The sequence below is a fragment of the Cohnella massiliensis genome, assembly GCF_900169535.1.
GTDB lineage: Bacteria > Bacillota > Bacilli > Paenibacillales > Paenibacillaceae > Cohnella > Cohnella algarum.
The window spans coordinates 616,180-630,408 of sequence record NZ_LT821259.1 but is presented as its reverse complement, the minus strand read 5'-3'; the positions used below and the strand labels follow the sequence as shown (position 1 = coordinate 630,408).

17 protein-coding genes are annotated in these 14,229 nt (G+C 60.1%); 3 read left to right on the top strand and 14 right to left on the bottom strand.

Features of this window, described 5'->3' with window-relative positions:
* Window positions 1–133 precede the first annotated feature (133 nt).
* Window positions 134–1,249, top strand: coding sequence for a nitric oxide synthase oxygenase (locus tag B7E11_RS16720; RefSeq protein WP_080836666.1), 1,116 nt, complete (start codon window positions 134–136; stop codon window positions 1,247–1,249).
* An 18-nt stretch (window positions 1,250–1,267) separates the two neighbouring features.
* Window positions 1,268–1,564, top strand: coding sequence for a DUF3055 domain-containing protein (locus B7E11_RS16715; protein WP_080836665.1), 297 nt, complete (start codon window positions 1,268–1,270; stop codon window positions 1,562–1,564).
* A 22-nt stretch (window positions 1,565–1,586) separates the two neighbouring features.
* Here B7E11_RS16715 and B7E11_RS16710 read toward each other — a convergent pair whose 3' ends face one another.
* On the bottom strand, window positions 1,587–3,146 hold the full coding sequence (locus B7E11_RS16710) for a BCCT family transporter (protein ID WP_080836663.1): 1,560 nt from the start codon (window positions 3,144–3,146) through the stop codon (window positions 1,587–1,589).
* Window positions 3,147–3,292: 146 nt separating this feature from the next.
* Here B7E11_RS16710 and B7E11_RS16705 point away from each other — a divergent pair, with 146 nt between their 5' ends.
* Window positions 3,293–3,565, top strand: coding sequence for a hypothetical protein (locus tag B7E11_RS16705; RefSeq protein WP_080836661.1), 273 nt, complete (start codon window positions 3,293–3,295; stop codon window positions 3,563–3,565).
* Window positions 3,566–3,644: 79 nt separating this feature from the next.
* Here the strand turns inward: B7E11_RS16705 and B7E11_RS16700 are convergent, their stop codons facing one another.
* The 13 genes from B7E11_RS16700 to B7E11_RS16640 all read right to left on the bottom strand — a co-directional run bounded on the left by B7E11_RS16700 (window position 3,645) and on the right by B7E11_RS16640 (window position 14,218).
* Window positions 3,645–4,538 (bottom strand): 5'-3' exonuclease, encoded by an 894-nt coding sequence (locus tag B7E11_RS16700; RefSeq protein WP_080836659.1) that lies wholly within the window; start codon window positions 4,536–4,538, stop codon window positions 3,645–3,647.
* Window positions 4,539–4,564: 26 nt separating this feature from the next.
* Window positions 4,565–5,749 (bottom strand): aminotransferase class I/II-fold pyridoxal phosphate-dependent enzyme, encoded by a 1,185-nt coding sequence (locus B7E11_RS16695; RefSeq protein WP_080836658.1) that lies wholly within the window; start codon window positions 5,747–5,749, stop codon window positions 4,565–4,567.
* Between the two features lie 19 nt (window positions 5,750–5,768).
* Entirely contained in the window at window positions 5,769–6,845 is a 1,077-nt protein-coding gene (locus tag B7E11_RS16690) for a site-2 protease family protein (protein WP_080836656.1), read from the bottom strand.
* 17 nt (window positions 6,846–6,862) lie between these two features.
* Complete coding sequence (locus B7E11_RS16685; protein WP_080840858.1) at window positions 6,863–7,228, bottom strand: Spx/MgsR family RNA polymerase-binding regulatory protein; 366 nt, start codon at window positions 7,226–7,228, stop codon at window positions 6,863–6,865.
* Window positions 7,229–7,381: 153 nt separating this feature from the next.
* Window positions 7,382–8,398 (bottom strand): RluA family pseudouridine synthase, encoded by a 1,017-nt coding sequence (locus B7E11_RS16680; protein WP_080836654.1) that lies wholly within the window; start codon window positions 8,396–8,398, stop codon window positions 7,382–7,384.
* Window positions 8,391–8,984 carry a cob(I)yrinic acid a,c-diamide adenosyltransferase gene (locus B7E11_RS16675; protein WP_080836653.1) on the bottom strand — a complete coding sequence of 198 codons (594 nt, stop codon included), beginning with the start codon at window positions 8,982–8,984 and terminating at the stop codon, window positions 8,391–8,393. Before B7E11_RS16675 ends, B7E11_RS16680 begins: the two co-directional genes overlap by 8 nt.
* On the bottom strand, window positions 8,981–9,580 hold the full coding sequence (locus B7E11_RS16670) for a bifunctional adenosylcobinamide kinase/adenosylcobinamide-phosphate guanylyltransferase (protein ID WP_080836651.1): 600 nt from the start codon (window positions 9,578–9,580) through the stop codon (window positions 8,981–8,983). The genes B7E11_RS16675 and B7E11_RS16670 overlap by 4 nt, the downstream gene beginning before the upstream one ends.
* 77 nt (window positions 9,581–9,657) lie before the next feature.
* Window positions 9,658–9,855: an aspartyl-phosphate phosphatase Spo0E family protein gene (locus B7E11_RS16665; protein WP_080836648.1), complete on the bottom strand. Its 198-nt coding sequence runs from the start codon at window positions 9,853–9,855 to the stop codon at window positions 9,658–9,660.
* A gap of 111 nt (window positions 9,856–9,966) precedes the next feature.
* Entirely contained in the window at window positions 9,967–11,172 is a 1,206-nt protein-coding gene (locus tag B7E11_RS16660) for an aminotransferase class I/II-fold pyridoxal phosphate-dependent enzyme (RefSeq protein ID WP_080836646.1), read from the bottom strand.
* Window positions 11,173–11,202: 30 nt separating this feature from the next.
* Window positions 11,203–11,694, bottom strand: coding sequence for an Lrp/AsnC family transcriptional regulator (locus B7E11_RS16655; protein ID WP_080836644.1), 492 nt, complete (start codon window positions 11,692–11,694; stop codon window positions 11,203–11,205).
* 516 nt (window positions 11,695–12,210) lie between these two features.
* On the bottom strand, window positions 12,211–13,131 hold the full coding sequence (gene cysK / locus B7E11_RS16650) for a cysteine synthase A (protein WP_080836642.1): 921 nt from the start codon (window positions 13,129–13,131) through the stop codon (window positions 12,211–12,213).
* Complete coding sequence (locus tag B7E11_RS16645; protein WP_080836640.1) at window positions 13,128–13,676, bottom strand: hypothetical protein; 549 nt, start codon at window positions 13,674–13,676, stop codon at window positions 13,128–13,130. The genes cysK and B7E11_RS16645 overlap by 4 nt, the downstream gene beginning before the upstream one ends.
* Before the next feature lie 107 nt (window positions 13,677–13,783).
* Complete coding sequence (locus tag B7E11_RS16640) at window positions 13,784–14,218, bottom strand: DUF350 domain-containing protein (RefSeq protein ID WP_080836638.1); 435 nt, start codon at window positions 14,216–14,218, stop codon at window positions 13,784–13,786.
* Window positions 14,219–14,229 lie beyond the last annotated feature (11 nt).

The window sequence follows — 14,229 nt, the reverse complement described above, 5'->3', positions numbered from 1 at the left end:
TTAACTTTTTTTGTCCGCCGCTGCCCCGTCCTGTCACAGGTTCTCCTTTTGCCGCGATCTCCGAAATTATGTTAAGGTTAAGTCATCTTCGGATATTTTAGACCGGTTATGGCAGGAAGGCAGGTACGCCCTTATGAACAGCGCGAGAACGTCCGCGACGGGGACGGACAAACGATACGCGGAAGCGGAAACTTTCATCAGACAGGCTTACGGGGAACTGGACAAGTCGCCCGCGGAAGCGGAAAGGCGCATTCGGGAAATCGGACGGCAGCTCGAAACGGAAGGCCGCTACAGCCACACGTTCGAGGAACTGTCGCACGGAGCGAAAATGGCGTGGCGCAACGCCAACCGCTGCATCGGCAGGCTGTTCTGGAACCGGATGCACGTCCTCGACGCCAGGGATTGCGAGACTTCCGACGACGTATACGCCGCGTTGCTGCGGCATATCGAATTCGCCACCAACGGCGGCGAAATCCGTCCGGCGATCACCGTGTTCGCGCCGGCAACCGGCGGAAGGGAACCGGTGCGCATCTGGAACCACCAGCTCATCCGCTACGCGGGCTACCGGACGGAGGACGGCATCATCGGCGACCCCGCTTCGGCAAGCTTTACGGATGTTTGCCGCAAGCTGGGCTGGCAGGGCGCAGGCACTCCGTTCGACGTGCTGCCTCTCGTCATCCAGACGGACGAACAGGAGCCGCGGCTGTATCCGATTCCCGAGCGGCTTGTGCTGGAAGTCCCCCTGTCCCATCCCGAACTCGACCTTTTCGGCGAAACCGCAGTCAAATGGTACGCCGTTCCGATCATATCGGATATGGCGCTTGAAATCGGAGGCGTTCGCTATCCCGCGGCCCCGTTCAACGGCTGGTACATGGGAACGGAAATCGGGGCCCGCAATTTGGCCGACGAGTTCCGCTACGATATGCTGCCTGCGGTCGCACGCAATATGGGGCTGGATACGAGCACCCATTCATCCCTTTGGAAGGATCGCGCCCTCGTCGAGCTGAATGCGGCCGTGCTTCATTCGTTTCGAAAAAGCGGCGTCAGCATCGTCGACCATCATACGGCCGCGCAGCAATTCAAAATGTTCGAGAAAAACGAGGCCCGGGCCGGCCGCGAAGTGACCGGCCGCTGGTCGTGGCTCATTCCGCCGATGTCTCCGGCGACGACCGACATTTTTCACGGCAGCTATGAGGACCGCACGGTTTTCCCGGGGTTTGTTTATCAGGACCGGCCATACGGGCAATAAAGAAAGGAGGCTTGTTTTTTGAAACCGAACGATTTCGACTTTATGTCCGACAGCACCGAGCAGACTTCGACGAGATTCGTAACCTTCATTACGCCGGGCATGCACCGGTTCGACCTGGCCATTACGACGACGAACCGGTTCTACGGCAAAAAGCTGGTTGTCGACATGCAATCGGGACGCAGCGCCGTGCTCGGCGCGGACGATTTGGAGGAAGAGGGCGTTCTGAACTCCGTCTTCAAGCTCGATGACGAGCAGGCGGCCGAGCTGTCCCAATTTTTAAGCCTCGTGCTGGGCGAGCCACACTTTACCGATTGAAAAGCTTTTTGCCGATCCCGCGTTATCTCGCTTTGTTTTTTTGCTTGTGAGCCGCTTCCTCCAGCCGCTGAAAGCGCCGCAAGTCGGCCTTCCGGATCGGCAGCGGCTCTTTGCGCAGCAATTTGACGATCGACCAGATCAAAAGCAAGAGCAGCACGGTAAAAGGCAGCGCCGCGATCAAGGAGGCGGTTTGCAGCGCTTCGAGCCCGCCCGCGTACAACAGCGTCGCCGCGATTCCCGCCATCAGCGCGCCGCAGACGATTTTGGCGGCGAGCGGCGGATTCAGGCTGCCGCGGGTCGTCATGCTCGCCAAAATAAACGTCGCGGAATCCGCCGACGTGACCAGGAAAGTCGCGATGAGCAAAATCGACAGAAAAGACAAAATCGCCGTAAACGGCATATGCCTGTAGAGCTCGAACAAAGCCGAGGTCAGATCCGCATTTACGGCCGCCGCAATGCCGGCGCCGCGATTCAAGTCGTGCCACAAGGCGGTCCCCCCGAACGCCGCCATCCACAGGCAGGCGATCAGCGGCGGGACGACCATGACGCCGATAATGAATTCGCGGATCGTCCTTCCTTTCGATACCCGGGCCACGAATCCGCCCACGAACGGCGACCAGGCGATCGCCCAAGCCCAGTAGAAAATCGTCCAATCCCGAATCCAGGTGCCTCCGGCATAAGGCTGCAACCGCAGGCTGTACTGGATGAAGTTGGCGATATAATCCCCGAGCGCCAGCGTGAACGTCTCCAGAATAAAGACGGTAGGGCCGGCAACGAAAATAAACAGCACGAGAGCCAATGCCGCTGCCAGATTCAAATTGCTGAGCACGCGAATGCCCTTATCCAGCCCCGTCGTCGACGAAAGCATATAGAGAACGAAAAGCGCCGCGATCATGAGCAGCTGTATGCCGACGGAATCCCCGATGCCCCATACGGCTTTCAGGCCTCCGTTCATTTGCAGGACGCCGAGGCCGACGGAAGTGGCGATTCCCATGACGGTGGCAATGACGGCCAAGCTGTCGATCGCGTTTTTCACGATCGGCCTGGAGCCCGTAACCGGTTCGGTCGCGGTCGAAATCAGACCGTTTTTTTGCTTTTTGAACTGCATGAAAGCGATGGCGAGACCGACGATGGCGGACACCGACCATTGGCTGATTCCCCAGTGAAAAAAGGAATAGCCCATCGCGATTCGCGCCGCTTCCTCCGTCAACGGCGGAACGCCCGCGAACGGCGTCGTAAAAAAGTGGCTCATCGGTTCGGCGACGCCGTAAAAGACGAGCCCCGCCCCGAAGCCCGCGGAAAACAGCATCCCGATCCAGGTAAAAAAGGGAAACTCGGGCTTTTCCTTGTCTCCGCCTAGACGAATCGACCCGTATTTGCTGATCGCCAGTCCGATCAAAAAAACGATAATCAAAAAGACGGCCAGCAAATAAAACCAGCCGAAGTTGTCCGTCGTAAACAGAAACAGCCGGTTCGCGATATCGCCGAACGCCGTCGGCGCGAACGCTCCGAACGCAACGAACAACAGGATGACGGCGACCGACACCGCGAACACCGGGTTTTTCCACAGTTTTTGTTCCATGCTGTCCCCCTCGAACACCGTTGTCCCCTAATTGTTTCCTTACGGTTGCTTGTTATGCAGCGGGAGAACAGCGACAAAAAGCGGCGCATGGATCCTATGTTCGGGGAGAAGCTAACGGAAACCCCTTCGAAAAGGAGACGTTACCGATGCCGCGTTCCCGCCCCGAAACCCGGCACCAGGTCCCGGACCTGGCGACCGTGGAATCGCAGCGCAACGACCTGACCGCCGAAGAATTTCCGGAAGGCCCGTACGGCAGCCCGGTTTCCGTCAAGCTTGGCAAAAGCACGCCGTGGCGGGAGGAGCAGCGTCCGCCGAACAGCTATACGTATGAAAACCGGGAGCTTCATGCCGGGATGGAGCGGGACTACCCCGGGGACCATCCGACGCACGCCGAGCGTCCCGAGCCCGAATCCGAATAACGAGCAAACAAAACGACCCTGCTTTTTCCGAGATTCCGTTTTCGGAAAAAGCGGGGTCGTTTTGAAGAGGCGAACCGCGTCACCCGATCCAGCGAAGGCGATCCCGGAACTCCAGCTCCTCGCACATCGCCAGCGCGCGTACCCGGTCGAGGTTCCAGACGCATTGCTCTAGCGGCAAGTCGACGGGCGCGTCGCAGCGGATCGTGGCAAGCTCCCGGGACAGATGAAGCATCTCCAGATCGTCCTCGATTTTGCGCCGGAGCGAGGCCGAAATATGCGGCAAATTTTCCAAAATGCCGTCAATGGACGCGTACTCGCGGATCAGCTTCATCGCCGTCTTTTCCCCGATGCCGCGCACCCCGGGATAGTTGTCGCTCGCATCGCCCATCAGCCCTTTCAAATCGACGATCTGGGCGGGCGTCATTTGCCGTTCTTCCATCAAAACCTCGGGCGTATAAACGATATAATTGCCGTGTCCTTTTTTCATGATCGCGACCCGGATGCGTTCGTCCGTCAATTGCAGCAGGTCGTGGTCGCCGGTCATGATCGTCACCAGCGCCTCGCCGCTGAACCGCCTGGCCAGCGTCCCGATGCAATCGTCGGCTTCGAAATCCCGGACGCCGACGTTCACGACGCCGAAGCTCTCCATCACGTCCCGGATCAGGCCGAACTGGGGAACCAAATCTTCCGGGGCCTCCGGGCGATTTCCCTTGTAGCCCGCGTATTGGCCCGTCCGAAACGTCGTGCTGCCCATATCCCAGCAGCAGACGATATGGGTGGGCGAAAAACGCTGCACCGCATCGCCGAAATACCGCAAATACCCGTGAATCGCATTGACCGGCGTGCCGTTTTGCGTCCTTTTGACCGATCCTCCGTAAGCGGTGGCGTAAAAGGCGCGAAACAGCACGGCCATGCCGTCGATAAGCAGCACGCGCCTCGTCTCGTCCGGCTCCGTCTCCCTGATCAGCGCCATCGGTTTCATCCTTCCCGTTCTAAGTTTTACCTTGGTTCATGTTCCCGCAAAAAGCGGCCGATCCGGCGGGCGGCGCAAACAAGCCGCTCTTCTTCCTCGACCAGCGCCAGCCTCGCATACCCTTCTCCCCGCGCGCCGAACGCATGGCCCGGCACCGAAGCTACGCCCGCGGCCGCGAGCAGCTCCCGGGAGAACGTCCTGGACGTCCACCCGGAGGGAAGCGGCGCCCAGACGAACATCGTCGCTTTCGGAAGAGGAATGGCCCACCCTTCTTCCCGAAGCGCCTCGACGAACCGGTCCCTCCTCCGCTCGTAGAGGGCGGCCACCGGCTCGGGAGCCGCCATGTCCCGCTCCATCGCGGCGACGGCGGCCTCCTGCACGGCGAGAAAAACGCCGAAATCGATATTGTCCTTCAGCGCCCGCAGCGATTCGAGCGCATCCCGATTGCCGACGGCAAAGCCGATGCGGCCTCCTGCCAGATGAAACGATTTCGAGAGCGAATGGAATTCGACCGCTACCTCCTTCGCGCCCGGCACTTCCAGCACGCTCGGCGGGCGGAAGCCGTCGAAGGCCATTTCGCTGTACGCGTTGTCGTGAACGAGCAGCACGCCGCGCCGCCGGGCGACTTCAACCGCCCGCTCGAAAAACGCCAGATCGGCCGTAGCCGAAAGCGGGTTGCTCGGATAGTTGAGCAGCATGAACTTGATTTTGTCCCATGCGGCTTCGGGCACCGCGTCAAAGTCCGGCAAGTAGCCGTTTTCCTCGGTTAACGGCAGGCGGATCGCCTCCACGCCGGCCACGGCGAGCCCGGCCTGGTAGACGGGGTATCCGGGATCGGGCAGCAGGACGCAATCGCCGGGGTTCGTCACCGCCAGCGCAAGGTGGGCAAGGCCGTCCTGCGTCCCCATCAGCGACAGCAATTCCCCGCGAGGATCCAGCGAGACGCCGAACCGGCGCTCGAACCACGCGGCCGCCGTCTCGCGGAATTTCGCCGAGCCTTGCGTGCCCGGGTACCGGTACAGCTCGGACCGCAGGGCCGCCTTCGACAGCGCCTCCATGATCTCCGGGGAAGGAGGACGGTCCGGACTGCCGATGTCGAGCGCGATCACGTCCGTCCCTTGCCGGAGCGCCTCCGCCTTCCACTCCGCCACCTCGGCGAAAATCGCCGAACCGAGCCTGTCCAGCCGATCCGACCTCCATTTGTTCGTCATGTCCATCTTCCTTTCGAAGTTAACCCGGGTGAGGCAGTCCGGTCTCCTGAACCATCCACATCATATAAAGCAGCACGAGCGCGAGTCCTCCGTACATGAGCCCGTACCGCCAGCGCACGCGGCTCGGCACGTCGTAATAATTGCCGGGCTCGTGTCTCGTTCCTTCCACGCGAACCGTCAGCGTCAGCTTGCCGTGTTCGTCGGGCGGCTTGATTTGACGGATATGAACGTTTTTCACAATGCACGGCACGTTCACTTCCAGCTGCCCGCGAAACGACACCGGCTCCCACCAGAACTCCACGACGTGCTGGCCGTCCAAGCGGCAATACGCGGTAAAGGGAAGGTCCCGCCGGTGCGTTTCGCCCGAAAAATACCACGCAGGCAGCGCCGGGGCGACTTCCGCCTCGTAAACGCCTTCCGCGAAATGCGGTTCCCCTCCGTTGCGGTCGCGTTTGAATCGTCTGTACATTTCCCATAGAAACCAGAACCACACGAGCGCAAAAAGGAAACTGCCCGTATACCAGACGACGAACGGACCCAATACCGCCCCGACGACCCAAAGCCACCGGCTTACCGCGGATGCGATCCGGCCCCCGTCGAGCGGATGAATCGGCAGCAGATTGAGAAGGTTCAAAAAGAAACCGACGTAGGCGAGCGCATACCACACTTCCGCGCCGGTGACGTACCCGATGCCGTAGCAAACGAACGCCCCGACCGTCCCGAGCGCCGGACCGCCGATGGCGATGGCCGCTTCCGTTTCCGCATCCTTCGGGTTTCGTTTCATCATGATCAGCGCCCCGACGAACGGAATGAAAACCGGGGCGCTGACCGGCAAACCGCGGCGCTTCGCCGCCCACACGTGGCCCATCTCATGCACGAAAATAAGCGCGACGAAGCCGAGCGCGAACGTCCACGGGTAGATGAGCGCGTAAGCCCCGACCGTGACGGCCATCGAGAGCAGAGGCTTGCCGAACTTCAGCAGCGCCAGCAGCACTCCTTTGCCTTTGGAGAGCAGCAGGAGCAATCCGGCCGCCCATGCCCACGATCCTTTCGCGGGAGCGCGTTTCTTGCTTTGCCCCTCTTCCGCTTGTGCCAACGCGATGCTCCTCTCCTTTACCGCCCCCAGACGGGGAAGATGTCCTGCTCGCGAAAGCCGACCGTCGCCTTGCGGCCGTCGGTCATGACCGGCCGCTTGATCAGCCTGCCGTTTCCGGACAGGAGACTGATTTTCTCATCGTCGGTCAGGTTCGGCAGCTTGTCCTTCAGCTTCTGCTCCTTATATACTTCGCCCGACGTGTTGAACCATTTGGCGACGGGCAGTCCGCTTTGCGCGATCAGCTTCCGCAATTCGTCTTCGGACGGCGGCTGTTCGAAAATGTCCGTAAGCTCCAGCTCATAGCCGTTTTCCTTCAGCCAATTGACCGCTTTGCGGCACGTGCCGCACTTCGGGTAGTGGTAAACGTGCAATTTTTTGCTCATCGCGATGCTCCTTGTGTCTCGTTTCCTCATCCGGGAGTCCGGACGGATGAACGGTCTCGTCGACCGTTCATCCGCCGAATGTTTCAGGTTCAGCCCCATAACGGGCATTTCCGGCCGTTGGTTGCGGCTCCGCGCCAAAGGCGCTTTCGGCGCTTAACGATGCCGGCCGCCGTTTTCGCCGGAAGCTTGCGAAGATCCCGGCCACGGAAGCTCCGGCAATTCCGCGAGCCGCGCCGCCAGCGCCTCCAGGTCCCGCGGCAGCGCGGCTTCGAGCGTCATCGCTTCCTTCGTGACCGGATGGCGAAAGCCGAGCAGCCGCGCGTGCAGCGCCTGCCGCTGCGCCGCGCCGTCCAGCAGACGAGACAGCGCCGACCGTTCCCAGGCCGGGTCGGTATAATAGCCGTCGCCGATGAGCGGGCAGCCGATCGAGGTCATATGGACCCGGATCTGGTGCGTTCGCCCCGTTCCGAGCCGGATCGCCAGCTCCGAGGCTCCGCAGGCGAAATGGCGGGCCAGCGCGTAGTACGTCAACGACGGCGCGCCGTCGTCGCGAATCGCCCGCCGATGCGGGTCTTCCGGGACGCGACCGATCGGCCCGCGCACTTCCCCCGCCTCCAGCGGCGGCTTTCCGTAAACGAAAGCCAGGTATTCTTTTTCCACCGTTCCTTCGATCATCTGTTCCGATAGCTGCTGGTGCGCGTACGGATGTTTGGCGACGATCACCAGTCCCGACGTGTGCTCGTCCAGGCGATGCACCGGGCGAAACCGGCACCGCTCGCCGCGCTCTCGCCAATAATGCATGACCCCGTTGGCCAGCGTGTTCATGTAATGTCCGGTCGTCGGATGAACGATTACGCCGGCCGGCTTGTTCAGCACGAGCAAATGCTCGTCCTCGAACACGATATCGAGCTCCATCGGCTGCGGCAAAATATCTTCCGACGTCTCCTCCGCCATCCGCACCTCGATTTTGTCCCCGGCCGCGATTTTATCGTGCGGGCGCGCCGGTTGCCCGTTGATCTTCAATCCGTCCTCGGACGTCTTCAGCCGGACGTACAGCTTCCGGGAAATGCCGAGCCGCAGCTTCAGCACGTCGCGCAGCGTCCTGCCCTCGTCGGCCGGAAGCGCGACGTGAACGATCGGCGGGTAATACCGGTCCGCCGATTCATGCATCGGCCGGCGGCCTCCGTCCGAACACGCGGGCTCCGCGTTCGTATTCCGTGTCCCGGACGCCGAGCAGCGCGTTCGCCGCGCGAGCCGCGGCGAAAAAATAATCGGAAAGCCGGTTCAAGTAGCGCAGCACCTCTTCCGGGCAGCTTTGCCCCGACGCCGACAGCGTCACCGCCCGGCGCTCCGCGCGCCGGCACACGGTCCGGCACGCATGCAGCGTCGCGGCCGGCGGGCTGCCGCCGGGCAATATAAACCGCTCGATCGCCGGCGCCGCGGCCGCGTGCCGGTCGATCCACGTCTCCAGCCGCTCCGTCATCGCGGCCGATACTTTCAGCTGCTCCGGCTTCGGCTGCGCATACGACAGGTCGGAGCCGCAGTCGAACAGCTCGTGCTGGATGACGGCCAGCTCGTTCAGCATCTCCGCGCCCTTGCCGTCAGGCAGGGCCGCGAGCGCCGCGGCCGCCAGACCGACCAGCGCGTTCAGCTCGTCGATCGTCCCGAAAGCCTCCACCCGCGCATCGTCCTTTAAGACGCGCGAGCCGATAACGGACGTCGTTCCTTTGTCTCCCGTTCGGGTATATAGGTTCACTTTTGAAAAATCCCCCGCTTCGTGCGCAATCCTTTCAATTCCGCGGCCACGCCGGCCGTCAGCCGGTGCATGCCGTCGCAGGCGCTTGCCAGGCGCATGTTCGCCGCCGAGAGCCGGGTCGCATACCAGCGCTCCCACAGACCGCCGGCAAGTCCCGCGGCCGGTTCCTCCGTTACGACGATGCGTCTCCCGGCAAAAGCCAAAATCGCCTCGACGATTTCATCCAGCGCCGCATCCAGCTGCGCGGCCAGGTGGCCCGGATCCATCGCCGCCTCCTCCGCCCCGAAAGCCAATCTGCGGCGCAGCCAGCCGGCCAGCCCGTCGAAGACGACGACTCGCTGGTCGATCCGGAACGGATTCGAGCTCAGATTGATTTCCTGCAATTTGCGGGCCAAATCCGCGTCCGCATCAAGCGTCGCAAGGCGCAAAGAGGAGTCCGGTTTCGGCGAATCGCCTAGCCGCGCCGGCACGATCGCCGGGTCGTCGGGAAAGGCGGGACAAGTCAGCCATATCGCTTCCCGGCCCAGCGCTTCGGCGAGACGCCGGGCGAACGCCGTTTTCCCGCTGCCGACTCCCCCGGTGACGATCCACAGCATCCCGCTCCCCTCCTGTCGCGACCGTTCTTGTTTCACTATAGCACAAAAAGAAAAAGCCCGGAAACGCACCTCCGGGCTTAGCGGGCAATCAAGGCCTGTTTCATATATTCATTTATTTTCATATCCAGCAAGCGGCTGATTTCGATGACAGGTTCCGAGGTAAACGACATTTCCCGCAAAAACACCTCGGTCATGCTCCGCCTCAAAATGTCGATTTCGTCAGCCAAATTGCCGGAATTCGCGTAGGAATCGTAAACATACTCCGCCGTCTCCATGCTCTCTCCCCTTTCACTTGACGAGTCATCATCCAGCGGCTTGAAAAACAAGGGTAATTATAGCAGAACATGGGGAAAATTCATATCTAAATTAGAGAAATTGATCAAAAATCACATTTTGTTCAAAAACTCGCCAATTCTCTCCACCGATTCCGTCAACTGCGCGACCGAGGTCGCGTAAGAGCAGCGGATAAAGCCTTCCCCGCCTTTGCCGAACACGTGCCCGGGCACGACGGCGACTTTCGCTTCCTTCAGAAGACGTTCCGCAAACTCGTTGGAGCTCAGGCCCGACGACTGAATGGACGGAAACGCGTAAAACGCGCCCTGCGGCTCATGGCATTCCAGTCCGATTTCGCGGAAGCCGTTCACGACCAGCCTCCTGCGCTGATTGTAGGACTCGATCATGCGCTGCATTTCTTCGATGCCGTTTTTCAGCGCTTCGAGCGCCGCCACCTGGCTCATGATCGGGGCGCACATGACGGTATACTGATGAATCTTGAGCATGGCGCCGATAATGTCCGGGTGCCCGCACGCATAGCCGAGCCGCCAGCCGGTCATCGCGAACGCTTTGGAAAATCCGCTGACGACGATCGTCCGATCCCGCATGCCCGGCAGCTTCGAGAAGCTGACGTGCCGGTCGCCGTACGTCAATTCCGCATAAATTTCGTCCGAGACGACGATCAGATCGTGCTCTTCGACCACTTTGGCGATCGGCAGCATATCCTCGTACGTCATGATGGCGCCGGTCGGATTGCTCGGATAGCACAAAATAAGCAGCTTGGAGCGCGGCGTAATGGCGGCCCGCAAGTTCTCCGCGGTCAGCTTGAACCCGTCTTTGGCGAACGTCTCGATGCCGACGGCCACGCCGCCTCCGAGCTCGGTGATCGGATTGTAGGAAATGTAGCAGGGCTCGGGCACGAGCATTTCGTCGCCGGGCTCGATCAGCGCCCGGATGGCCAGATCGATCGCTTCGCTGCCGCCCACGGTCACGAGAATTTCGTTCGCGGGATCATAGTCCATCTGGAACCTTCCGTGCAAATAGCCGCCGATCGCTTCCCGCAGCTCCGGCATGCCGGCGTTGGACGTATATTGCGTTTTTCCCTTCTCAAGCGAATACACCGCCGCATCCCGAAACCGCCAAGGCGTTACGAAGTCCGGTTCGCCGACGCCGAGCGAAATGATGCTGCTGTCCTTGCTGGCGCTCACCAGGTCGAAAAATCGGCGAATACCCGACGGCTGAATGGCGCGGGCGCCGGCCGACAAATACTCTTCCATTCGTTTGGTCCGGGTTGTGGGCATTTCCTCGTCTTTGATCATGGGACCTTCTTTCCCTCTTTCGGTTATAAGTTACGGTGAAATCGGCAATCGGTGATCGTCCTCGAATTCTTCGAAGATGATGCCGTCCTGCTTGTATTTTTTCAAAATAAAAAAGGTTTTCGTCGAGATGACCGATTCGATCGTGGACAGCTTGTTGGATACGAACGCCGCGACTTCCTTCAGGTTTTTGCCTTCGATTTCGACGAGCAGGTCGTACGCTCCGGACATGAGGTAGACGGATTTGACCTCGGGATACAAATAAATCCGTTCCGCGATGCTTTCAAAGCCGCGCCCCCGTTCCGGCGAGCACTCCACCTCGATCAAGGCGGTTACTTTTTCGTCGTCGACCTTGCTCCAATTGACGACGGTCGCATATTTGACGATGACATGATCGCTCTCCATCTCCGCGATGGCTTTGGACACTTCGGATTCGTCCGCACCCAGCATCGTGGCGATGACGGATGCGGACAAGCGCGCGTCTTCCTTGAGCAGATCCAGAATTTTCAGTTTTAATTCGTTCATTGGGATCCCTCCTGAATACCTTACATATTACATCAAATACAGGCTTGATGGAAAGGAGCAATTCGATGCGTTTCCCAAATAAAACTCCCCCTCGATCGGGATCGAAAGGGGGTTAAAGAAAACGGCTATGCCGCTTTGCAAGTCCGATTTTTTGCTCGGCTTGGCGGTTTGGCGGACAATTGTCATCTGAACGGAGAGGGCTTGATGGAAAAACAGGGCGCGGCGGAGCTTCGGTGGATTTTATCCAATCAAAACCGGATTTTTCGTAACATTCCCGGGCTTTATTGGATTTTGTCCAATCCAGCTGGGCCATTTCGTCCATTCGGGCCGATATAACCGTTTCTCGTTGGATAAAATCCATTGTAGGCCGAGGTTTTCCCGTTTCCCGCTGCGTCCATTGGATAAAATCCAACATAGGCTTGCCATCGGACAAAAATATCCGGGCTCGGTCCGCGGGACCATGCACAATCAGCGAAGTATTTTGCGCGGACGAAACCGGAAATATGCGGCATCTCTCTACTCGAAAACGCCCATGCTTAAATAACGCTCCCCGGTATCCGGCGCAATGCACAGCACCCGCTTGCCCGCCCCGAGCCGGCGGGCGATTTGCAGGGCGGCATACACGGAAGCTCCCGAGGACGGCCCGAGCAGCAGGCCTTCGCGGCGAGCCAGCAGGCGCATCGTTTCCAGCGCGTCGTCGTCGGTCACTCGAACGATCTCGTCGTAGACCGACGTATTCAGAATGGCGGGCACGAAACCGGGGCTCGTCCCCACCAGCTTGTGCGGACCCGGCTGTCCTCCCGACAGCACCGGAGATCCCGCCGGCTCGACGACGGCGATATGCAGGCCGGGGATGCGGGCTTTAAGCGTCTCTCCCGTTCCGGTAACGGTGCCTCCCGTTCCCGCCGTCGCGACGAACGCGTCCAGCTTGCCTTCCGTCTGTTCGAAAATTTCGACGGCGGTCGTCGTCCGATGGATGTCCGGATTGGCCGGATTTTCGAATTGATTGGGCATGTAGCTTCCGGGGATGGACTCCAGCAGCTCTTTCGCCTTCGCGATCGCCCCCGGCATCCGCAGGCTTGCCGGCGTGAGCACGACTTCCGCGCCGTATCCGCGCAGCAAGGCGATTCGCTCCCGCGACATATTGTCCGGCATGACGAGAATGAGGCGATACCCCTTGGCCGCGGCGTTCATCGCCAAACCGATGCCCGTGTTGCCGCTCGTCGGCTCGATCACGACGGAGCCCGGCCCGATCCGCCCGCGCGCTTCCGCATCGGCGATAAGGGAAGACGCGGCGCGGTCTTTGACGCTGCCGCTCGGGTTCATTTTTTCCAGCTTGACCAGCACTTCGGCCTCTTCCGGGCCGATCAGCCGATGGAGCCGAACGGCGGGCGTATTCCCGATCAATTCGGTAACGGATCGGAAAACCCGGGTCATCGGGAGCGTTCCTTTCGGCGTTTCGCATCGCTGAGCCGCCGGGCGAACGCCATCCGATCTTCCTCCGCCAGAGCGTAATGCATCGTAAAGCAGGACGGGCAGACATAAGCCTGCACCGCGAACGGCGCGCTCAATACCGCTTCGCTTCCGGAAGCTGCCGGGAACGTCCGCGGGCGGAACGATTCGGAACCGACCGTCATTTCCCCGGCATGGAGCATATACTCCTGGCACTGGGGACATTCGGGCACCGTTTCCTGGCCGTCCAGCAGCTTTTCGACCGCTTCCTCGTAATCGAGCAAATTTTCGGCCTTGCCTTCGTACCGCTTCAGCTCCTCGTCTTGATCCCAGTCCGGTTCCTCGTCGTAGGAAATGCCGATTTGCGATTCCGGCATCGCTTCCTCCGGTTCGTCCTCCTCGCCCAAAGCGACCCTGAGCGTCCGGTAACCGCCCAGCTCGTTATCGCAAACCGGACAGTATTTTTCCGGCTCCTGGCCTTCTTCCGTCAAAATTTCGCTTTGACACCACGGACAAATCACGACCGACATGTTATCCCTCCATCACCATATAGACGATGCCGAGCGCGAAAAAAACGAGCGCGCAGGCAAACAGCGAACCCCATAAATATTTCATTCCGCGAAACCTCCCGTTTTCGTCAGCCGTAAGCGACGACCGCCCCGATAATATAAGACAGCGAAACCGACAGCAACAGCGAGATCAAACCGACCGCGCGGTTGTCCTTGGCGATCTCGTCGTCGATCCGAAACACCGGAGTCAGAAACTCGAACAAAAAGTAGGCGGCCAGCAGCAGCACGAAACCGGCGCCCGCCCACAGCATGCTTTCGTAAATCGTGTCGTTGTTCTGGATCGAGAAACGAAACACGTTGCAGATGCCGAAAATTTTTCCGCCGGTGGCCAGCGCGGCGGATACGTTGCCCCTCGCGATTTCATTCCAACAGTTGTATTTCGTCACCAGCTCGAAGCAATAGAGGCAAACGAGAAGCATCAGGATGCCGACCGAAAAATAAGCCAGCATCGCCAGTATCGGATGGGACAATAACGCATCCACCGTGCTCGTCGTGTCTTCCATGCATATCCTCC